This window comes from Phenylobacterium sp. VNQ135, from assembly GCF_049445735.1.
Taxonomy (GTDB): domain Bacteria; phylum Pseudomonadota; class Alphaproteobacteria; order Caulobacterales; family Caulobacteraceae; genus Phenylobacterium.
Genome location: NZ_JBMSDS010000001.1, coordinates 805,828 through 825,911 on the forward strand (window position 1 = coordinate 805,828; position 20,084 = coordinate 825,911).

Annotated in this window: 19 protein-coding genes; 13 read left to right on the forward strand and 6 right to left on the reverse strand. The window is 68.3% G+C overall.

The window, feature by feature from the left end; genetic code table 11:
* Positions 1–28 precede the first annotated feature (28 nt).
* Both ACO2Q0_RS04150 and ACO2Q0_RS04155 read right to left on the reverse strand, forming a co-directional pair.
* The gene (locus ACO2Q0_RS04150; protein WP_423350209.1) at positions 29–2,203 is read right to left on the reverse strand and encodes a TonB-dependent receptor; all 2,175 of its coding nucleotides are present in this window, start codon (positions 2,201–2,203) and stop codon (positions 29–31) included.
* 93 nt (positions 2,204–2,296) lie between these two features.
* Positions 2,297–3,646: a spinster family MFS transporter gene (locus ACO2Q0_RS04155; protein WP_423350210.1), complete on the reverse strand. Its 1,350-nt coding sequence runs from the start codon at positions 3,644–3,646 to the stop codon at positions 2,297–2,299.
* Between the two features lie 150 nt (positions 3,647–3,796).
* Here ACO2Q0_RS04155 and ACO2Q0_RS04160 point away from each other — a divergent pair, with 150 nt between their 5' ends.
* Entirely contained in the window at positions 3,797–4,264 is a 468-nt protein-coding gene (locus ACO2Q0_RS04160) for a MarR family winged helix-turn-helix transcriptional regulator (RefSeq protein ID WP_423350211.1), read from the forward strand.
* 39 nt (positions 4,265–4,303) lie between these two features.
* On the opposite strand, the gene ACO2Q0_RS04165 is transcribed toward ACO2Q0_RS04160, so the two are convergent.
* The 4 genes from ACO2Q0_RS04165 to ACO2Q0_RS04180 all read right to left on the reverse strand — a co-directional run bounded on the left by ACO2Q0_RS04165 (position 4,304) and on the right by ACO2Q0_RS04180 (position 8,900).
* Entirely contained in the window at positions 4,304–6,418 is a 2,115-nt protein-coding gene (locus tag ACO2Q0_RS04165) for a TonB-dependent siderophore receptor (protein ID WP_423350212.1), read from the reverse strand.
* Positions 6,419–6,555: 137 nt separating this feature from the next.
* Positions 6,556–6,852 carry a DUF3325 family protein gene (locus ACO2Q0_RS04170; protein WP_423350213.1) on the reverse strand — a complete coding sequence of 99 codons (297 nt, stop codon included), beginning with the start codon at positions 6,850–6,852 and terminating at the stop codon, positions 6,556–6,558.
* A gap of 3 nt (positions 6,853–6,855) precedes the next feature.
* Positions 6,856–8,550, reverse strand: coding sequence for a PepSY-associated TM helix domain-containing protein (locus ACO2Q0_RS04175; protein WP_423350214.1), 1,695 nt, complete (start codon positions 8,548–8,550; stop codon positions 6,856–6,858).
* Positions 8,551–8,561: 11 nt separating this feature from the next.
* Positions 8,562–8,900, reverse strand: a complete 339-nt coding sequence (locus ACO2Q0_RS04180; protein ID WP_423350215.1) for a hypothetical protein — start codon at positions 8,898–8,900, stop codon at positions 8,562–8,564.
* A 191-nt stretch (positions 8,901–9,091) separates the two neighbouring features.
* On the opposite strand from ACO2Q0_RS04180, the gene ACO2Q0_RS04185 reads away from it, so the two are divergent.
* The 12 genes from ACO2Q0_RS04185 to ACO2Q0_RS04240 all read left to right on the forward strand — a co-directional run bounded on the left by ACO2Q0_RS04185 (position 9,092) and on the right by ACO2Q0_RS04240 (position 20,078).
* Complete coding sequence (locus tag ACO2Q0_RS04185) at positions 9,092–9,580, forward strand: nuclear transport factor 2 family protein (RefSeq protein ID WP_423350216.1); 489 nt, start codon at positions 9,092–9,094, stop codon at positions 9,578–9,580.
* A gap of 188 nt (positions 9,581–9,768) precedes the next feature.
* Positions 9,769–11,991, forward strand: coding sequence for a TonB-dependent receptor (locus ACO2Q0_RS04190; RefSeq protein ID WP_423350217.1), 2,223 nt, complete (start codon positions 9,769–9,771; stop codon positions 11,989–11,991).
* A gap of 66 nt (positions 11,992–12,057) precedes the next feature.
* The gene (locus tag ACO2Q0_RS04195) at positions 12,058–12,780 is read left to right on the forward strand and encodes a glutathione S-transferase family protein (RefSeq protein WP_423350218.1); all 723 of its coding nucleotides are present in this window, start codon (positions 12,058–12,060) and stop codon (positions 12,778–12,780) included.
* Positions 12,781–12,834: 54 nt separating this feature from the next.
* Positions 12,835–13,728, forward strand: coding sequence for an SDR family NAD(P)-dependent oxidoreductase (locus tag ACO2Q0_RS04200; protein WP_423350219.1), 894 nt, complete (start codon positions 12,835–12,837; stop codon positions 13,726–13,728).
* Positions 13,729–13,756: 28 nt separating this feature from the next.
* Positions 13,757–14,398: a carboxymuconolactone decarboxylase family protein gene (locus ACO2Q0_RS04205; RefSeq protein ID WP_423350220.1), complete on the forward strand. Its 642-nt coding sequence runs from the start codon at positions 13,757–13,759 to the stop codon at positions 14,396–14,398.
* Positions 14,399–14,571: 173 nt separating this feature from the next.
* A complete protein-coding gene (locus ACO2Q0_RS04210; protein WP_423350221.1) occupies positions 14,572–15,183 on the forward strand; it encodes a VOC family protein in 612 nt (203 codons plus the stop codon).
* 32 nt (positions 15,184–15,215) lie between these two features.
* Positions 15,216–15,599: a nuclear transport factor 2 family protein gene (locus tag ACO2Q0_RS04215; RefSeq protein ID WP_423350222.1), complete on the forward strand. Its 384-nt coding sequence runs from the start codon at positions 15,216–15,218 to the stop codon at positions 15,597–15,599.
* Positions 15,600–15,608: 9 nt separating this feature from the next.
* On the forward strand, positions 15,609–16,613 hold the full coding sequence (locus ACO2Q0_RS04220) for a phosphotransferase (protein ID WP_423350223.1): 1,005 nt from the start codon (positions 15,609–15,611) through the stop codon (positions 16,611–16,613).
* On the forward strand, positions 16,610–17,908 hold the full coding sequence (eno, locus tag ACO2Q0_RS04225; RefSeq protein WP_423350224.1) for a phosphopyruvate hydratase: 1,299 nt from the start codon (positions 16,610–16,612) through the stop codon (positions 17,906–17,908). Before ACO2Q0_RS04220 ends, eno begins: the two co-directional genes overlap by 4 nt.
* Positions 17,905–18,852, forward strand: coding sequence for a 2-hydroxyacid dehydrogenase (locus ACO2Q0_RS04230; RefSeq protein WP_423350225.1), 948 nt, complete (start codon positions 17,905–17,907; stop codon positions 18,850–18,852). Before eno ends, ACO2Q0_RS04230 begins: the two co-directional genes overlap by 4 nt.
* Entirely contained in the window at positions 18,852–19,544 is a 693-nt protein-coding gene (locus tag ACO2Q0_RS04235; RefSeq protein WP_423350226.1) for an alpha/beta fold hydrolase, read from the forward strand. The genes ACO2Q0_RS04230 and ACO2Q0_RS04235 overlap by 1 nt, the downstream gene beginning before the upstream one ends.
* 48 nt (positions 19,545–19,592) lie before the next feature.
* Positions 19,593–20,078 carry a MarR family winged helix-turn-helix transcriptional regulator gene (locus ACO2Q0_RS04240; RefSeq protein ID WP_423350227.1) on the forward strand — a complete coding sequence of 162 codons (486 nt, stop codon included), beginning with the start codon at positions 19,593–19,595 and terminating at the stop codon, positions 20,076–20,078.
* Positions 20,079–20,084 lie beyond the last annotated feature (6 nt).

Sequence of the window (20,084 nt, forward strand, 5' to 3'; positions counted from 1 at the left end):
CCCGGCCCGGGCGGGCGCCGCCGGCCGCTTACATCTTCCAGGTCAGCGTCACGCCGTAGGTCCTGGGCGGGGTGTAGGGCACGAGCGTCTGACGGTAGAGGCCGAAGTAGGTGACGTAGGTCGCCACCAGCTCGTCCGACAGGTTCTTGCCCCAGACGGCCACTTCCCAGCGGTCGTCCGGCGAGCTCAGGGCCACTCGGCCATCCCAGTTGATGTAGCCCTGCTGCTTCTGCTGCGGGGTGTTCGAAGCCTCGAAATACATCTTCGACTGGTTCGAGTAGTCCACCCGCGCCAGCAGGCTCCAGCCGCCGGCAAGCTCCGTGTCGTACTGCACGCCGATGTTGATCTTATCCTCGGGCGAGCGCGGCAGGCGGTTGCCGCTGTAGTTGTTCTGGGCCCCGTTGGCGAAGCTCTCGAACTTGGCGTTGAGCCAGGCGTAGCTGCCGTCGATCTGGAAGCCGTCGAAGGGCCGCACCACGAACTCCAGCTCGGCGCCTTCGATCTTCGCCGTCGCGGCGTTGCCCACCACGACGCAGCAGAGCGGCACCAGCTGGCTGACCTGCAGGTCCTTGTAGTCTGTCTTGAAGAGGGCGAGGTTGAGCCGAAGGCGGTTCGCCAGCCACTGGGTCTTGGCCCCGACCTCGTAGCTCCAGGCAAACTCCGGGTCGTACGGCGTCGACTGGCTGGCCGCCGTGCCTGCCGTCCCCTGGAAGCCGCCGCTCTTGAACCCGCGCGCCGCCGAGGCATAGACCAGCACCTGGTCCATGGGCTTCCAATCCAGGGCGAACCGGGGCGTGAACGCGTGCCACTTCTCCTCGGCGCGGACGTCGTAGTCGGCGCCCAGCGGCGGCGGCTGGCCAGGGCCGCTGATCTTGCGGCCGATGAAGTGGCCTTCCTTCTCTTCCCACGTCATCCGCGCGCCGACGGTGGCGGTCAGCTCGGGCAGGATGTCGTAGCTGAGCTGGCCGAACAGCGCGGTGCTCTTGGAGTCCACGGCCTGCGGATAGGTGGCGAAGCCGGTCTGGGCCGGCGCTGGGAACTGCTGGAGCAGCCACGCCGTGCGGTTGATATCCTCGGTCAGGAAATAGGCCCCGACCTGGCCGCGCAGCCGCTCGTCCAGCAGGTCGAAGGCCAGTCGGAACTCCTGGCTGAACTGCTGGTCCTTCTCATAACCGGTCTCGGTGGACTCGATCTGAGCGGGCGGGTTCACCGGATTGGAGAAGAACGGCGTGACGTAGTTCAGCTTCACGTCGCGATAGCCGGTCAACGACGTCAGCGTCCCAAAGGGCGTCTGCCAGTTCACCTCGGCCCGGTAGGTCTTCAGCAGCCGGCGCATGACGCCGTCGGTGTAGGCGTTCATCACCCGTGGGTCGGGGTTGACGCCGACGCAGTGGATTCCGCCCTGGAAGGTGGTGTCGCAGATGTTGTCGCGAGGATTGCCTCTCTGGTCCTGATCGGCCACGTCGTACGACAGCACGACGTCGAGGGCGTCTGACGGCGCATAGCGCAGCGCGGCATGCAGGCTTTTCAGGTCCTCGTTGTTCACGTGGTTGCCTGTGGTCTCGTTCAGCTCATAGCCGTCACGCTTCTTGATCGAGACGCCGCCGGCGACGGAGAGCGTGTCGCTGATCGGCAAGTTGCCGCGGACGTTGATCGCCCGCCGGTCGTAGTTGCCAAGCTGGCCCTGGATGCGCAGCGCCGGGTCCCTGCCCGGCTTGCGGGTGACGAACTGCACCAGGCCGCCGATCGTGTTCTTGCCGAACAGAGTGCCCTGCGGGCCGCGCAGCACTTCCACCCGCTCCAGATCCAGAGCGTCCAGGTCGGGCGTGCCGCCGCGACCGGCGTAGACCCCGTCCACGAAGACCACCACAGACGGGTCGCCGCCGGCGTTCTGGCTGATGCCCTGCGCCGATCCGATGCCGCGGATGGCGAAATTCTGCTGGATCGGGTCGACCTTGCCCATGCTGAAGCCAGGCGTGCGGATGGCGACGTCGTCCAGCGTCTCGACGTTCGAACGCTCCAGCGCCGCGGCGCTGAAGGCGGTGACCGCCACCGGCGCGTCTTGAAGGTTCTCCTCGACCCGCTGGGCGGTGACGACGATCTCCTCGACCTCGGCGCCGCTCTGGGCGAAGGCGGGCGCCGCAGCCCCCAGGACAGCCGCCATCGCAGCCGCGGAAACGCCATACGCAAGACGCGTGGTCATAGCACTCCTCCCCGATTGCGCCCCGTCGCACGAAGACCCGGGGCATTCTGTTGGGAGGAAGCTACACCGGATTACATAGAATACTAAGTGTTTCTACGCGGCTTCGAGCAGGCTCGCCATCTGCCGCCGCGCGGGCTTGAGCGCCAGGGACAGCAGCAGCACGCCCAGGGACAGCGAGATCACCGTCGTCACCGCGAGCGACACGCCGACCATCTGCGGGCCGCCGAACAGGTGCTCGGTCATCCACGCCGTCCAGGTGGGCGCAAGTCCCAGGCCGATCATGTTGGCTATGGTCAGGTAGAGGGCCGCCACCTGTCCGCGCATGCGGTTCGGCGTCAACGCCTGGATCGCGGCGGCCTGAAGCCCGCCGTAGATGCTGCCGAAGAACAGCGCCACGATGAACAGCGCCGCCGCCGCGAGGGGGGCCGGCGCCAGATAGGCCCCGACGAACAGCGGGGCCTGGATGACCGCCGACCAGAGCGACACCCGGATGGGCGCATCGTAGGCGCCCTTGGCGGCCAGCCGGTCTGAGATCGCCCCGCCGCTGAGAACGCCGAGCGTGCCGAACAGCGCAAAGCCGATGCCGTAGATCACGCCCACACCGGCCGGCGAGAAGCCGTGCACGCGCATGAAGTAAGCCGGCCCCCAGACGTTGAACGCGTAGCCCGCGATGACGATCGAGGCGAAACCCGCGAAGAGCGGTCCGAAGACCCGCTTATGGGACCAGAGATAGCCGACCACCTCCGAAATCCTGGGCGCCGTCGAGGTCGCCTCCCCGCGCTCGAGGCGGCGTGCAGGCTCGCGTACGGTCAGCGCGATCACCAGGGCCACGACCAGGCCCGGCAGGCCCACCACCAGGAACGGGATCTTCCAGGCCGCCACCTGGCCCACCACCGGCAGCACCGGGTGGGCCGTCGTCGCCCATTGCACCACGAGCCCGCCGACCAGCATGGCGAGGCCTCCGCCCAGGGTCACGCCGCAGGAATAGATGCCCATGGCGAACCCGAGCCGCTTCGGCGTGAAGTAGTCGGGGATGATCGAATAGGCCGCCGGGGACAGCGTCGCCTCGCCGACGCCCACCGCCATGCGGGCGAAGAACAGACGCCAGAAGCTGGTGGCCAGGCCGCAGAACACGGTCGCCACGCTCCACAGGGCGATGCCGATCGCGATGAGGTTGCGCCGGCCGCGCGTATCCACCCACCGGCCGAACGGCAGGCCCAGCAGGGTGTAGAAGGCGGCGAAGGCGAAGCCGACCAGCAGGCTGATCTGCGTCTCGCTCAGGCCCAGGTCCTTGCGGATCGGGTCGATCACCAAGCTGAGCAGCGTACGATCGATGAACGAGAACATGTAGGCGACCATCAGGACGCCCACGACATAGAACCCGTAGGCCTCGCTCGGCGGCTGCGGCGTGCTTCCGGACGTCTGGCCTTCGGGTGGGGTCATCTGCCGGATTCTCACGCTACGATTTGCTTAGGTGTCGAAGCGATTTGCCGTCAGGCCCGGGCAAGGTGTCAACGGTTTTGACAATCCAGGTGAAGCGCTCCACTGGAATCGCAGACGAATTTTCGTTCGGACCTTGGGGCAGGCGTAACGGTGGCGGCGCAGGAAAATCGGAAACCTCTGCTGCTGGCGCTGCTGCAGGCGTTCTACTGGTGCGACGAGAGCCTGCAGAACTACCTTCGCTCACGCGGCTGGCCCGAGGTCACGCGGCCCCAGTCCATGGTGATGTCCAACATCGTCCTCGGCGTGAACCGGCCGTCCGACATCGCCCGCAACATGGGCATCAGCCGCCAGGCGATCCACGCCACCATCAACCAGATGGTCGAGAGCGGCGTCGTCGCCCTCGCCGACGATCCGGTGAACCGGCGGGTGAAGATCGTCACGCCGACGAAGCTGGGCGAGACCATGCGGTTCGACGCCCAGCAGGCGATGGTCATCCAGACCGAGGAACTCATCGCCCGCATCGGCGAGGAGGACTACCGGCACCTCACCCGCATCCTGAACCGCGCGTGGGGCCCCGCCGTCACCTTCGGCCCCGGGCTCGCCGGTTCAGACGCCTGAGAGCCGCTTCACGCAAGCATTTTAGAAGTCGACCGCGTCTCAGAACTTGTATTCCAGAGTGACGCGCACATTCCGCGGTTCGCCGTAGATGTAGCCGGCGAACCAGGCATTGTTGCTGAAGTAGGTCTTGTCGAAGACGTTGTTGACGTTGACCTGGGCCGATACCCGCTCATTGATCTGGTATTCGGCCATCAGCCCGACGATCGCGTACGCAGGCTGGCCAACCCGTTCGACAGCCCCCGTCCCCGGGTTCGTCGCGACCTGAGGCGGACGGCTTTCCCAGCGCAGTGAGCCGCCGACCCGCAGGCCTCGGACCACATCCTGCAGGTCGTACACCGTGGCGAGCTTCAGCATCTGGCGCGGGTGGTGCGCGACGACATCGGCCCCGTCAGCGTCCTCGGCGTCGTAGTCGGTCCAGCCGAGGTTGATCTCCCACTGCGGGGTGATCTGCCCGGAGACTTCGATCTCGTACCCTTCGGACACCTTCCCCTTCGCAGCGCGCGAGGCCGGGGTCGTTGTGCCCGGCACGAAGAAGCCCGGATCGGGAACGGCGAAGTTGTTCTGCTCGACGCGGAAAACGGCCGCCGACGCCAACAGCCGCCCGCCGAGGAATTCGGCCTTCAGGCCGGCCTCGTAGGCGTCGCCTTCCAAGGGATCCAGGTAGTCGCCGTTGCGGTCGCGCGCCGTCTGATTCTTGAAGATGCTGGTGTAGCTGGCGTAGGCGGAGATCGCCTCGGTCAGGTCGTAGACGACGCCGGCGTACGGCGTGAAGATGCCGTCGTGCGAGATGGTGTAGGCCGCGGGCGTATAGACGGCGACCTCCTCCTTGCGCTTGTAGCTGCTGAGGCGGCCGCCGAGGATCACCTTCAGGTCGTCGGTCAGGTTGAAGCGTCCGGCGGAATATACGGCCAGCTGCTCGGTCACGCCCTTGTCGGACATTTCGTAGCGCGGCCCCCACGCAGGCTCAGGGTAGGACGCGCCCGTCCAGGTGAGGAAGTTCGGCGCCGGGCCCCATCCGGGCGTCGGGTCGCGGTTGGTCCATCCGCCGCGCAGATGGTTGTACATGGCGCCCGCGACGAGCTCGTGATCGCGACCGAACAGACGGAAGGGCCCCTGCGCCATCAGGCGCGCGTTCCACTGCCGCGGCCGACTGTCGTACCAGTAGCCGCCGGCCTCCATCCCTAGGCCCGTCACGGCGTTGGGATAGCCGGAGATCCAGAGCAGCTTCGAGTTCTCGACCTGGCGGTGATAGCCGAGATCGGCCCGCAGCGACCAGCCGTTGGCGAAGCCATGCTTGAGCATGACGAAGGCGGTCTGGTCCTCGGTGTCCCACTGGTTCCAGTCCGTCCCCGTGGTCTTCGAGCGGCGCCAATCGGTGCGCGTCCCATCGCTGAACCAGTAGGGCAGCTGGCCCCACATCACGCCGCTGCGCTCGTCCCGCTGATAGGCCCCGCCGATGCTGAGGGTGGTGCGCTCGCTCAGGTCCGCGTCGACGACGCCGTAGAAGACGTAGCCCTGCGTCTCCTCCAGGTCGACGAAGGCGTCTTGGGTATAAGCTTGCGCAACGATCCGGCCGCGGACCGTGCCGGCGGAGTTGAGTGCGAACGAGACGTCGCCCGTGGCCGCGAAGCGATCCCACGTTCCGGCTTCCAGGCGGAGGCTCCCGGTGAGTTCGGCGCTGTCAGCATGCTTGCGGATGAGATTGATCGAGGCCGACGGCTCGCCCGCGCCGTTGAGCAGGCCGGTCGCGCCGCGCACGATCTCGACCCGCTCGTAGATGGCCGTCGAGGTCTCGTCGAAGCCGACATTCCCGGTCTGGAAGGGCGCGCCATCGATCTGGAAGTTGGTGATCTCGAAGCCGCGGGCCGAAAGGGTGTTCCGGCCCCGATCGACCGCCTTGGCCGAGATCCCCGTGGCGAAGGCCAGAACGTCCGAGACGGTGGAAAGCGCCTGGTCCTCGATCTGCTGCTCGGTGATGGCCATGATCGACTGCGGCGTCTCGCGCGGCGTCAGTTCCAGCCCGATGGCCGCGTCGGTCGACTTGTCGGCGTGGCCATAGACCACCAGCTCCTCGACCGCGGCGTCCTGGGCCATCGCCGGCGAAGCCATCGCGCAGCCCACAGCCCCCGCAAGCAGCCACCCCTTCAAGTTCATCTCGAAACCTCCGCCCCGCATCCACTCAGGAGCCGTCCCTCGGCTCAGCTTCAGCGGCACTAATCCTCGCTAATCGCAATTGCAACTCATTTTCATCTAGGAAGAAGGTTGTCGAGGCTGCCGGCCGAGGGAGGCGTTCAATCGGCGCTCAGCCGCGCCTGTACCGTGACCGCCGCAGCGACCAGCGCCGCGGCGATCGTCAGCGTCGTCGTCCAGACCAGCACCGCCATGGTGGGCGGATCTGCGGCCAGGCAGGCGGCGAAGGCGCCGGCCTGCAGGGCGCCGCCTCCGATGCGCAGTCCGATCCGCACCAAGCCTGAGGGCGGCCGGCGCCGGGCGATCTGCCGCCAGTGCGCGTCCAGCGATAAGGCGAACGCCGCCATCCCGGCGATCGCCAGGACCAGGGCCAGGCCGTGGAAGGCGCCGTCGCTCACCGCCTACTCCGCAGCCTGAAGGTCGTAGGCCGCTGGCCGCGTCGCGGCCGGAACGTCGGCTTTGCGCCGCTGGAGGCGCCACGCGGCCCAGGCCGCCACCGTCCCGCCGACGATCAGCACGAGGTCGACGCCCGCGACCGGCCAGTAGCCCGCCGACACCGTCGCTGCGAGGTGATCTCCGGTCGTGACCCAGTTCGCCACGGCCGCGGCGATGGCCAGCCCGGCCGCGGCCCAGCACTGCTCGGCCCAGGCCGGATTGTTCCGCCCCACGGCCACAGGCCGCGAGCGTGCAAGGGCGTGGGCCAGGGCGGCCAGCCAGGCGCCCCAGAACACGAGCCTCTGCATGAGACTATGGTCCGGCAGGTCGGTCGGCAGCAGGCGGTTGGCCAGCATGACCGCGCCCGTGGCCACCAGCATGCCGGTCACCGTGGTCACCGCCAGCGCACTCACCACCCATGCGCCGGAGGCGCCGGCGGCGGCGTGCTTCTTCTTCCGCTTCTCGACGTAGAACAGGAAGCCCGTGGCCATGCAGGCGCAGCCCGTAAGACCCGAGGCGAAGAGCAGCCAGCGCAGCGTCCAGTGTTTGAAGAACTGGAAGTGCAGCCCGTAGAAGAAGTCGTAGGTCGCTTCGACGAAGCCGGCCCTCGGCTCCACATAGACCAGCCGCCCGGTGTCGCCGTCGAAGTAGAGGGTTTCCGGATTGGCGACGCGGTCGACGCTGTCGCGGCTGATGCCGACATAGGCGTTGGCGTCCCCGAGATGCACCACTTCCACCGCGCCGACGCGTCCGCCCACCCCCTCAGCCGCCCAACGGGCCTCCGCCTGACGCATCATGGCGTCCACCGAGGCCAGGCCGCCTGGCCTGTGCGCGGCTTCCTCGGCCAGGCGGGTCGAGGCGATCGAGGCCGAGGCCTGCGCGTCGGACCAGTCGCGCATAAGCAGCTGGCCGCTGGGCAGGTAGATGTTCGCGAAGATGAAGAGGCCCGACAGCGTGATCACGAACAGGAACGGCAGTGCGAGCACGCCGGTCATATTGTGCAGGTCGAGCGTGGACCGCAGCCGAGCCTTGTCCGGCCGGAACGTGAAGAATTCCCGGAAGATGCGCCGGTGCATGACCACGCCCGAGACCAGCGCCGCCAGCATGCCCAGCCCCGCCGCGCCGACGATCCAATAGCCGACGCCCTTCCAATGCAGGGTCAGGGCATAGTGCATCGGGAAGAAGAAACCCGTCCCCAGAGCAAGGCGCTCCTCGAGTTCGGGCGGCAGGCGCTTGCCGGTCCGGGGGTCTATGATGGCGTGGCCGAACGCGTGGACGTGATCGACGTTCGGGTTCCTGGGCCGGTTCGGCAGGTCGTAGGTCGTGTAGACGTTCAGCATGGAGTCGCGGTGACCCATGCTCACGAACACCTGCGTCGCCTGCAGGGGCTCGCCGGGCGGCGCAGGCCCCACCACCTCGCCGGCGGCACGCCGCAGATCCGCCGGATCGGGCCGTACGCCCGCGATCATCGGCGCGATCACCCGGTCGAACGAAGGCAGCGGCTGGGCCGCCCCACGACTCTCGGGGATGCTCCAGCGATCGATCTCGCGATCGAAGACCGACAGCGAGCCGAAGAAGAAGCAGGCCATCAGCACGAAGCCGAGCACCAGGCCCAGCCAGGTGTGCATGTAGGCCATCGCTTGACGGAAGGTTTCCCGCATCGCCGCCGCCCTCAGCCCATCGCCGTTCGTGCGAGCGCCCAGGCGGCCACGCCCATGCTCGTTCCTCCGCCGCCCAGGACCAGCCACGGACGCCAAGAGCTCCGAGGTACGTAGGCCCAGCAGACAGCCGCCAGGAGCACCAGGAATCCGAGCATCCAGGACAACAGCCGGGCGTCGTCGAAGGACATCCCGGAGGCGGTCAGCCCGAACGTCGCCAGCGCCACGAAGCCGCACGCGAACCACCATCCGCCGAACAGCGCCGCGAGATGCCGGCTGGCCGCCGGCAAGGCCGCTCGTATGGCGGGCCAGAGCCGTGAACCGGGGCGGCGGAGGTCGGCGATATCGGTCACGCGGGCGGGGCCATGTTGCGAACAATTCGCATTCTTAAATGGGTGAGCGACGATCGTCCAGACGTTTGGCTCCCGCCTTCGCGCGCCCTCCCACGGCGAGCGATGCGCCTTACCGAAGGACCTCAACCGGTGGGCGCGGGCTCATCGTCAATCAAATTGACGAAACCGCACGTCCGGGCGAGGCTTGCCGCATGCCGAGCCCCGCCGCGGATTCCGTCACTCGAACCACTCTGACGGACATGGTGATCGCCTACGCGACCGCGCTCGACAGCCGTGACTGGCCACTGATGCGCAGCCTGCTGACCGATCCGGTGGAGATCGACTACAGCTCCATGGGTTCGATCCGCGAGACCCTCGCCGTCGAGGACTGGCTGCGCCGGCTGAACACGCTGAGTGGGTTCGACGCCACGCAGCACGTCGTGACCAACTTCCGCGTCGAGGTCGATGGCGAGCGGGCGACGTGCACGTCCTACGTCGACGCCCTGCACTTCCTCACGGACGGGGGCCGCAATCACGTGGCGCACGCCTGCGGCGTGTATGTCCATGAGTTCGTGCTGACGGCCGGCGGCTGGCGGATCCGGAAGGCGACGTTCCATCTGCGCGGCCATCAGAACGGCGCCCAGGCGTTCCAGGAGGCCTTCGCGCGAGCGCGGGAGATCGCCGGCGCCGGCCGCTCCTGAGCGAAGGCGGCCTCAGTTTTGCGACCTCGGGTTGTCATCCCGACGGCGCAGCCACGGCCCCTCACCCAAGGGCACAGTTCTTCGAGATCTAAGCGTCAAGTGAATTGACAGTTTAAGGCGTGCGGCGCCACTCTCCCCGCCAAAGCCCGGCCAACGGGCGAATGACCAGTTGATAGGGGGAGACGGCCATGGCCGCTCGGGTACTGCTCTGCACCACAATGCTCGTCAGCCTGGCCGCAGGCGCGGCCGCCGCCCAGACAGCGGACGCTGGAGGCTCCACGCTCGGCGAGGTCGTCGTCACCGCCCAGAAGCGTGAGCAGAACCTCCAGGACGTCCCGATCTCGATGGAGGTGGTGTCCGGCGAGAAGATCGAGGATTTCAACACCAACGACTTCAAGCAGCTGGTCTCGTTCGCGCCGAACGTCGCGGTGCAGACCACCGCCGGCAATGACACCATCTACATACGCGGCTTCGGCTCGCCGCCCGCCAACTTCTCCTTCGACCAGGCCGTCAGCCTCTACATGGACGGCGTCTATGCCGGCCGGAACCGGCAGGCCCAGTCGCCCTTCTTCGACCTCGCGCGCGTGGAAGTGCTGCGCGGTCCGCAGGGCGCGCTCTTCGGCAAGAACACCCCGGCCGGCGCCGTCAGCATCGTCTCCGCCGGACCGACCTCGGAGTTCGAGGGCGAGGTCAACGGCCTCTATAACTTCAGCCTCCGCGGCTACGACGTCTGGGGTCACGTCTCGGGCCCGATCAGCGACACCCTCGGCGCGCGCCTGGCGGTGAAGGTCACCGACAACAAGGGCTTCCTGCGCAACCTGGCGCTCGACCGGCGCGAGCCGCAGAACGAACAGGCGCTCGCGCGCCTGACCCTGCAGTGGCGGCCCACCGACACGATCGACTATACGCTGAAGGTCGAGTACGCGAACCGCGACGTGGCCGGCGGCGTCAACGTGTCGAGCCCGGTCAACACGGCCCAGAGCCCGAAGCGGACCCGCTACAGCACCCAGAACCCCATCGGCCCGGAAGGCACGAAGGCCACCTCCTGGCTGATCTCGGGCACCGGCAACTTCGAGCTCGGCGACTTCACCCTGACCTCGGTCACTGGCTACTCGTTCTTCCGGTCGAACATCGTCAACAACTTCGACCAGGAGCTGCCGACGGGCGGCTTCACGGCCAACAGCGTCTACAACAGCTATCCCGAGCACTTCCGCCAGTGGTCGCAGGAGGTCCGGCTGCTGTCCCCGACCGGGCGGCGCTTCGAGTACATCGTCGGCGCCTACTACGACACCTCGCTGTACCAGCTCACCCAGCTCGGCGGCTTCAACATCGCGTCGCTGAACTACTTCGGCCTGCTCAACACCGAGTTCCGCCAGCGCGCGGAGAGCTTCTCGGTGTTCGGCCAGGGCACGTTCAACGTGAATGACGACCTGCGCCTGATCGGCAGCCTGCGCTACACGACCATCGACAAGCGCGGCGCGTTTTGGGGCCGCCTGCGGTATGGGCCATTCGCCCTGCGGCCGGTCAACACCACGGCCAACGGCGAGATCAAGGGCGAGGACAACATCGATCCCTCGATCACCGCCCAGTATGACATCACGGACCAGATCATGGTCTACGCGACCTACGGGCGCGGCTCGAAGTCGGGCGGCTTCGTGTCGAACACGTACGGCACCACCGACGCGACCTTCGTCTATGCGCCGGAGAAGTCCGAAAACTACGAGATCGGCCTGAAGTCGACCCTGCTCGACGGACGAATGGTGCTGAACCTCGCGGCCTACGACACCAGCTTCAAGGACCTGCAGGTGTCGGTCTATAACCCGACGATCTCCACCTACCAGACGTCGAATGCGGCCAGCGCCAGCTCGAAGGGCGTGGAGGGTTCGATCTCCTTGTTCCCCGTCCGGAACTTCGACATCACGCTCGCGGCCGCCTACCAGAACGCCGAGTACGACGACTATCCGGGCGCGGCCTGCCTCGCCAGCCAGCCGATCACCGTGTGCAACCCGGCGGTCCCGGCGAGCATCGCGGCGAACAACATCGCCGGCGCCCCGCTCCAGCACGCCTCGAAGTGGAGCGGCACCCTCCAGGTCCACCAGAAGATCGAACTCGACAACGACATGATGATCGACTGGCGCGCCGCCGCGTCGGGCCGCTCCAAGTTCTTCAACGCCGACAATCAGGCGCCCACCTTCGGCGTCCAGAAGGGCTACACCAAGATCGACTTCCGGGTTCAATACGGCCCCGAGGACGAGCGTTGGCACGTCGCCTTCGTCGGCAAGAACCTGACCAACGAACTGACAAGCGGCTCCAGCTTCAACCTGCCGGCGCCGATCACGGCCGTGCCGCGCGCCATCCTGTACCTCGAGGAAGGCCGCACGGTGTCTCTCGAGGCGGGCCTGAAGTTCTAGCGACGCGTTGCGGACGGCGCGCGCCCCCGGCGGGGAGCGCGCCGCCTGCGTTTCCCGGAGGCGGGCATGATCGACGTCCACTTCGTTCCCACGCCGAACGGGAACAAGGTCAGCATCATGCTGGAGGAGATCGGCCTCCCCTATAGGCTGATCCCCTACGACATGCTGGCGGGCGACCACCTCAAGCCCGGGTTCCGGCGCATCAATCCGAACGGCCGGCTTCCGGGCATCGAGGACCACGATCCGATCGGAGGCGGCGAGCCGTTCTGCGTCTTCGAGTCGGGCGCGATCCTGCTCTACCTGTCGGACAAGGCCGACGGCGCGCTGATGCCGAAGGACCCTCGCGGTCGCTCGCGCGCGATCCAGTGGCTGATGTGGCAGATGGCCGGCTTCGGTCCGATGCAGGGCCAGGCGCACCACTTCGTCCGCTACGCGCCCGAGGGCCAGGACTATCCCGTCCAGCGGTACATGAACGAGACGCGCCGCATGCTGGCCGTTCTGGACCGCCGGCTGGGCGAGGCCGAGTACCTGGCGGGCGAGGCGTACTCCGTCGCCGACGTCTCCACCTGGCCCTGGACGCGGGCGATCCGCGCCATCGGCCTGGAGGTCGCCGAGTGGCCGAACGTGCACCGCTGGTTCGAAGCCATCGCCGAGCGGCCCGCCGTCCAGCGCGGCACCGAGGTGAAGAACGCGGCCAACCTCTCCAGCGCCCGGCCCGTGCTGACCCCGGAGCAGTGGTCCAACCTGTTCGGCGAGAACATGCTCAAGAGCGCCGGCGTCGAGGTCTAGCCCGTCCGAGGCGGCGGACACGGACACCCGTAACGTCCTGGAGGAGACCGGACGATGAAAGAGATCACCGGCGAGACCGCCTTCATCACGGGCGGCGCCAGCGGCATCGGCCTCGCCACCGCTCGCGCGCTCGCCCGCCGGGGCGCTCGGCTGATCCTGGCCGACCTCGACGCCGAGCGGGTCGAAGCCGCCGCCAAGGACCTTCGAGCCGAGGGCGCCGACGCCATCGCGGTTCGCCTGAATGTCGCCGAGGAGGCCGAATGGGCCGACGCCGGCGAGGCCGCGGCGAAGTTCGGCGACGTCCGCATCCTGTTCAGCAACGCCGGCGTCGGCGGTGGGTCAGGCGCCTTCGAGACCTACGACACCGACGTTTGGCGCTGGGCCTACGCCGTCAACGCCCATGCGCACCTCTACGCCTGCCGCACCTTCCTCGGCGCGATGAAGACCAGCGGCAAGCCCGCGCATGTGGCCATCACCTCGTCCATGGTGGGCATCGTCCCGCCGCCGATCTCCGTCGCCTACATCTCCTCGAAGTTCGCGACGCTGGGCATCGCGCTCGGCCTCCGCAACGAGCTCGCCGACACCAATGTGGGCCTTTCCGTCCTCTGCCCCGGGATGTCGGCCACCCGGATCGTCGAGACGACGCAGAAGCTGCGTCCCGGCGCCTCGGAGCAAGGTCAGGCAGCGCAGACCGCGCAGAACATGGGCTCCGTGCTGGCCTCGGGCATGTCTCCGGACAAGATCGGCGAGCGGGTGGTCCGCGCCATCGAGGCCGACGAGTTCTACATCTTCACTCACCCCGAGTGGAAACCCCTGGCCGAGGCGCAGTTCGCCGACCTGCTTTCCGCCTTCGGCGAGTCCGCCGACCCCAGCTACGCCGGCGACGACCTGGACGGCCTGGTGGCCGCGAACGGCGCCAAGCGGCTTACCGCCGGCGTCGCCTCCTGATCATCCGAACTCCAAGGAACCCAAACCCATGCCCGTCGTCCGCCAGGTCCCGCGCTCGGAAGTCACCGCCGAGGTGGTCCACGCCTACTACGACCGCCTGTTCGGACCCGGCCGCGACCCCGTCGCCGAGCCCGGCACCGCCACCGGGACGCCCGGCGACTGGTGGACGGTCTATGCGCTGGCGCCCGACATCTTCCAGCACGCAGTCGATGGTTTCGCCGTCTATCGGCATCCCAGCAGGAAGATCGACCCGATCCTGCGCGAGCTCGGCCAGACGCGCGCTGGCTGGGTGAAGGGCAGCCAGTTCGTCTTCTCCCAGCATTGCAAGGCCATGCGGGCCTTGGGCGCGCCCGAGGAGAAGATCGCCGCCATCCCGCACTGGACGGTCTCGGACGTGTACGACGAGAAGGAGCGCGCCGTCCTCGCCTACGCCGACTGCCTCACGCTGGGCGATGGCCGCACGCCCCTGGAAGTCTTCGAGAAGCTGCGCACCTTCTGGGGCGACGAGGAGATCTTCGAGTTCACCTACATCACCACGCTCTATTCCATGCACGCGGTGATCACCCGCGCCCTGCGGATGGAGTTCGACAACCGTGAGGACCCGATCGTCGAGGTCGCCGCGCCCGAAGGCTTCGCCGCCACCGACTTCCTGAGCGGCGCGAGGCGGTGATGTCGCGGAACTGTGATCGGCATTAACATCAACTAGATTGACGTTTCGGCTCTAATCCTTAGATTTCTTATCGATCAGAACCCATTTGCCGCTGCGCGGCGGGCGAGAGGCCGGTATTGTTCCTTCAGGGACCCCAGCCACGTCGCGCAGACGACGAGATCCGGAGGAAAACCATGGCTAAGGCGCAGAACACCGAGTTCGAAATCCGGGGCGTCAACCACCTCGCCCTCGTCTGCAAGGACATGGCCGAGACGGTGAAGTTCTACCGGGACATCCTGGGCATGCCGCTGACGAAGACCATCGACCTGCCGCGCGACCTGGGGCAGCACTTCTTCTTCGACATCGGCAACGGCGACAGCCTGGCCTTCTTCTGGTTCAAGGACGCCCCGCCGGCGCAGCCCGGCCATGCCTCGCCGAGCGCCCTGCCGACCCAGGGTTCGTTCGTCAGCGCCCACGGCTCGATGAACCACATCGCCTTCGACGTCCCGGAAGAGAAATTCGACGAGTACGTCCAGAAGCTGAAGGACAAGGGGATCGCGGTCTCCCAGATCCTCAATCACGACAACTCGCCGACGGGCTCCACCCCGGACCTGACCGACGACGTTTTCGTGCGCTCGGTCTATTTCTTCGATCCGGACGGTGTTTGCCTCGAGTTCGCCTCGTGGGTCGGCAAGCCGTTCACCGAAGACGACGTGGCCCATGCGCCCATGCGCGCCGACGGCGTGCGCGACGAAAGCGTGATCACGCCCCTGGCCAAGCGCCGCAAGCTGCAGCCCGCCGAATAGAGCGGACGACCAACGACATCGGGAGACCAGGGATGGATGAGGCCGCGATCCGCGCCTTCGCCAAGCGCTTCTTCGACGCCATCGAACAGGGCGACGTCGAGACCGTGAAGAGCAGCTACACGCCGGACGTCGAGATCTGGCACAACTTCGACGACCTCATCCAGACGCGCGAGCAGAACGTCGAGACCCTGAAGGGCATGGTCGGCCGCATCAGCGACCGCCTGTACGACAACCGTCGCCTGGAGGTGTTCGCCGACGGCTTCGTGCAGCAGCACGTGCTCCGCGGCACCCGCAAGGACGGCAAGCGGGTCAGCCTGCCGGCCGCCATCATCGTGAAGCTTCGCGACGGCAAGATCGCGCGGCTCGACGAGTACATCGACAGCGCTCACGTGGCGGTCTTCCGGCAGACCTTCTGACGCCCCGGGATGGGGGCGACGGCTGAAATCCTCGGCTGGCTGAAGGCCAGCGGCCTGGCGGCGCGCGACGAGGCGCCCGCGATCACGTCGCTGACCGGCGGCGTGTCCAGCGACGTGTTCCGCGTCGACCTGCGGACCGGGCCGATCTGCGTGAAGGCGGCGCTCGACAAGCTGCGCGTCGCCGCCGACTGGCGGGCGCCGGTCGAGCGCTCCGCCAACGAAGCCAACTACCTGCGCGCCGCCGCCGACCTCGGCGGCCTGATCGTGCCTTCGGTGCTGGCCGAAGATGCGGCGCGGCACATCTTCGCGATGAGCTGGTTCGAGCCGGCGCATCACCCGGTATGGAAGGCGGAGCTCGCCGCGGGCCGGGTGGATCCGACGGTCGCGCAGGCGGTCGGCGGAGGGCTCGCGCGGATCCACGGCGCGACCGCCGGACGCGACGAGATCGCCGCGCGGTTCGACACGACAGACATGTTCGAGGCGCTGCGGCTGGAGCCCTACCTCGCCCATACGGCCAAGGCGCACCCGTTGCTTGCGGGACGCATCGAGGCCATCGCCGAGACCACGCGGACCGCCCGCCTCGCCCTGGTCCATGGCGACGTCAGCCCCAAGAACATCCTCGTCGGGCCCGCGGGCCCGGTGCTGCTCGACGCCGAGTGCGCCTGGTATGGCGACCCGGCCTTCGACATCGCGTTCTGCGCCAATCACCTGCTTCTGAAGGCTGTCTGGAAACCCGCGCACGCGAAGGCATGCGGCGACGCCTTCGACGCCCTGGTCCAGGCCTACCTCTCCGGAACGACATGGGAGCCGGCCGAGGCGCTGGAAAGGCGCGCCGCCCCGTTGCTCGCCGCGCTGCTGCTGGCGCGGATCGACGGCAAGTCGCCTGTCGAATACCTGACGGCCGACGCCGACAAGACGCTGGTCCGGGACGTCGCGACCGGCGTCCTAACCAGAGACGTTGCGCGGTTCGCCGACGTGCGGCGCGCGCTGTTCGAGAGGCTGGGAGCCCGATGAAGTACGAGATCACCACCGTCCGCGGCCGCCAGCTTTGGGACAGCCGCGGCCGTCCGACGGTCGAGGCCGAGATCGAGCTCGCGGGCGGCGCGGTCGGTCGCGCCATGGCGCCGGCCGGGGCGTCACGCGGCGCGCACGAGGCGATCGATCTGCGTGACGGCGGCGAAGCCTTCGGCGGCTTCGGCGTCGGCAAGGCGACCGCAGCGGTGAACGGCCCGATCGCCTCGGCGTTGAGGGGCCGGGACGTGCGGGACCAGACCGGCCTCGACGCGGTGCTGGAGGAACTCGACGGCACGCCGGCCTTCTCGAAGCTCGGGGCCAACGCCGCCGTCGCCGTCTCGCTCGCCGCGATCCACGCCGCCGCCGCCGCCGAGGGCCTGCCGCTGTGGCGCTACCTTGCGGGCGGCCGGAAGGTCCGCGTGCCTTTGCCCGAGGTGCAGATCTTCGGCGGCGGCGCCCATGCCGGCCGTCGGACCGACGTGCAGGACTTCATGGTCATGTGCCCGCGCGCGCCCACCGTTCGTCGCGCCTTCGAGATCACCGCCGACGTCTATCGCGCGGCAGGAGCGATCATGGAGGAGACCGGGCGCCTGGCCGGCGTGGCCGACGAGGGCGGCTGGTGGCCGCTGTTCGCGTCCAACGAGGAAGCGCTCGAGACGCTGGCGCAGGCCATCGATCGTAGCGGCCACAAGGCTGGCGAAGAGGTCTTCATCTCGCTGGACGTCGCGGCCAACGAGCTCTCCCATGGCGACGGGTATCGCCTGCCGCTGGACGGCGCAGAACTCACCTCGGAGCAGATCGTTGAGCGCGTCGCCGGGTGGACGGCGCGGTATCCGATCCTGTCCATCGAGGATCCCGTCAGCCAGGACGACATGGCCGGCATGGCGCTCGCCACCGAACGGTTCGGCAGGACCGTGCAGCTCATCGGCGACGATTTCCTCGTGACCAACGCCGCGCGGGTGCGCCGCGCCGCCGCCGAGGGCGCCTGCAACGCCGTCCTGGTGAAGGTGAACCAGGCGGGAACCGTCACAAGCGCGAAGGCCGCCCTGGAGGCCGCGCGCGAGCTCGGCTGGAGCGCCATCGTCTCGGCCCGCTCGGGCGAGACCGAGGACGTCAGCATCTCGCACCTGTCCGTCGGCTGGGACGCCGGCCAGCTCAAGGTGGGCTCGTTCACCCGTTCCGAGCGGATGGCCAAGTGGAACGAGCTGCTGCGGATCGAGGAGCAGATGGGCGCCGAGGCGGTCTTCGCGGGCCTTGACGCCCTGCCCGCCTCCGTGGCCGCTTCCCATCGATGAAGGCGGTCCTGCAGTACCGGGCGAGCCCCGGGTTCATCGCCGAGCTGGAGCGCCGCGCCGCTGCGGACGGCTTCGACTGGGCGTCGGTCGACGAAACGGACGAGGCCGGCTTCGCGCGCGAGATCGCCGACGCTCAGGTGCTGCTCCACGTGCTGAAGCCCGTGACCGCGGCGATGATGGACCAGGCGCCCGGCCTCAAGCTGATCCAGAAGCTGGGCGTCGGCGTGAACACCATCGACCTGGAGGCCGCCCGCGCCCGGGGGATCGCGGTCTCCAACATGCCCGGGACCAACAGCCAGGCCGTCGCGGAAATGACGCTGGCGCTGCTGTTCGCCGTCCTGCGACGGATCAACTACTTCGACGCGCTCACGCGGGCCGGCGAAGGCTGGCGACCGGACCTCGCCGTCATCGACGCAACCGGCGAGATCGCCGGCCGCACGGTGGGCTTCCTCGGCTACGGCGGCGTTCCCGCGCGGCTGGCCCCGGTGTTCAAGGCGCTTGGCGCCGAGGTGATCTACACGGCACGCGCCCCGAAGCCCGACGCGCAGGGCCGCGCGGTGTCCCTCGACGAGCTGATCACGACGTCCGACATCCTCTCGCTGCATGCGCCGCTGACCGACGTGACCCGCGGGATCATCGGCGCTGAGGCGCTCGGGCGGATGAAGCCCGGCGCGATCCTCATCAACACCGCGCGCGGCGAGCTGGTCGACCAGGCCGCGTTGCATCGCGCGCTGGCGTCCGGCCGCCTCGGCGGCGCGGGCCTCGACGTCTTCGCCCGGGAACCCGTCGATCCGGCCGACCCGCTCTTCGCCCTGCCGAACGTGGTGGTCGCGCCGCACATGGCCTGGCTCACACCGGAAACGCTCTCACGCAGTCTGGACGCCGCGTTCGAGAACTGCCGGCGGCTGCGCGACGGCCGGCCGCTGAAGAACCAGGTGGTTTGATGACCGTCGTCCTCGTCACCGGCCAGCTCCTGACGCACGACGCCTGGGGCGACAGCCTGCCCGCCCTGCGCCAGCGCCATGACGTGGTGCTTGCCGACCACGCCCACGACGACACGATCGGCGGCATGGCCGAACGCCTGCTCGCCGCGGCGCCGGCCGAGTTCGACCTCGTCGGGCAGGCCATGGGCGGCTTCGTGGCGTTCGAAGTGCTGCGCCGCGCGCCGGAGCGGGTGCGCCGGCTTGCGCTGCTGTCCACCCTCGCGCCCAACGACGGCCCGGCCCAAACCGAGCGACGCATGGGCTACATCCGGCTCGTCGAGAGCGGCCGTTACGCCGATGTCGTCGAAGAGCGGATCCCCATCCTCGTCCATCCGGCCCGCCGGGAGGACCGGCCACTGCTGGGCGTGGTTCGTCGCATGGCCGAGGCTACGGGCGCCGAGACCTTCCTGACGCAGCAGCGGGCGATCATGGCCCGCGCCGACAGCCGCCCCGGCCTGACCGCGATCCGCTGCCCGACTCTCGTCCTGTGGGGGCGGCAGGACGGGATCACCACCGAACAGCACGCGACCGAGATCGCCGGCGGCATCCCCGGCGCGCGGCTGGAGGTCGTCGAGGACTGCGGCCACCTCACGACGCTCGAGAAGCCCGCGACCACCGCCCGCCTGCTCGCCGACTGGTTCAGCGATGCCTAAGCGCCACCTCCCGTTGCGAGAAGTCGGTTTGGATGCGAAGGAACGGGCATGAGCAAAGGCCGTCCGACGGACTTCTACGCCGATCCGAACAACAGCATCGGCTACCTCACCCGCATCGCTTTCCGCAGCTTTTCGCGCGCCTTGGAGAAGCGGACCCTGCCGCACGGCGTCACCGCCGGGCAGTGGCGCTTCCTGCGCGTGCTCTGGCGAGAGGACGGCCTGACCCAGCGCGAGCTGTCGCGCCGCGTCGGCATGCGCGAGCCCACGACCGTCACCGCGCTCAAGAGCCTCGAGCGAAGCGGCTTCGTCGTCCGCCGCCAGAGCGTCGAGGATCGTCGCAAGACGCACGTCTACCTCACGTCCGAGGCCAGGGCGTTGCAGTCCACCCTGGCGCCATGCGTGGCCGAGGTGAACGAGATCGCCCTGCAGGGCCTGAACGACGATGAGGTCGCCACCCTGCGCCGCCTGCTGCAGCACGTCGGCCGGAACCTCGCGCCGGAAGGCGATGATACGCCCCTCGATGCGCCCGTCTGAGCTTGG